General features: G+C 63.9%; 1 pseudogene. It reads right to left on the bottom strand.

The features are described 5' to 3' along the window. Positions 1-462 (bottom strand): annotated as a pseudogene (locus FHL16_RS34225) (hypothetical protein); the annotation flags it as partial.

Genomic DNA, 462 nt, shown 5'->3' with positions numbered 1-462 from the left:
GTCTGGGCCGGCGTGTTGACTTCCACGGCCTCGTTGTCCACGGTGGTGCCGCGCATCTTCAGGATGATGCGGTCCTCCAGCTTGAACGCCGGCCCTTTGGCCCAGACCTGAGCCGTGATGTTTTTGTCCTCCAGCGCATCAAGGTCAAGGATGTTGTTCGTCGCCTCCTTGACGATCGGCGCATCAAGCAGATCGACGCCGGTCATGACCACCAGCCGCGTGGCCTTGCACCAGTCTTCCGAAAAATTGTGCACCACATCGCGCACGCGGAAGGTGACCGCCAGCCCGGAGATGTCGGTGTCGCCCGCGGCCAGGATGGTGGCTTCGTCGACGTGGATCACGATCGGGTGAGTGGCCGGGTCGCTGATCTGCTCGGCAGTCAGCGGCGCGGATTCCACGAGCACACCGCCCCAGCTCAGCACCATGACATCGCCCACCGCCGCATCCGGATAAGGCACACCG

This window comes from Pseudomonas sp. FSL W5-0299, assembly GCF_005930655.1.
GTDB lineage: Bacteria > Pseudomonadota > Gammaproteobacteria > Pseudomonadales > Pseudomonadaceae > Aquipseudomonas > Aquipseudomonas mandelii.
Note: the sequence above shows the minus strand (reverse complement) of the source record. Positions and strands in the feature narration are given on the sequence as shown.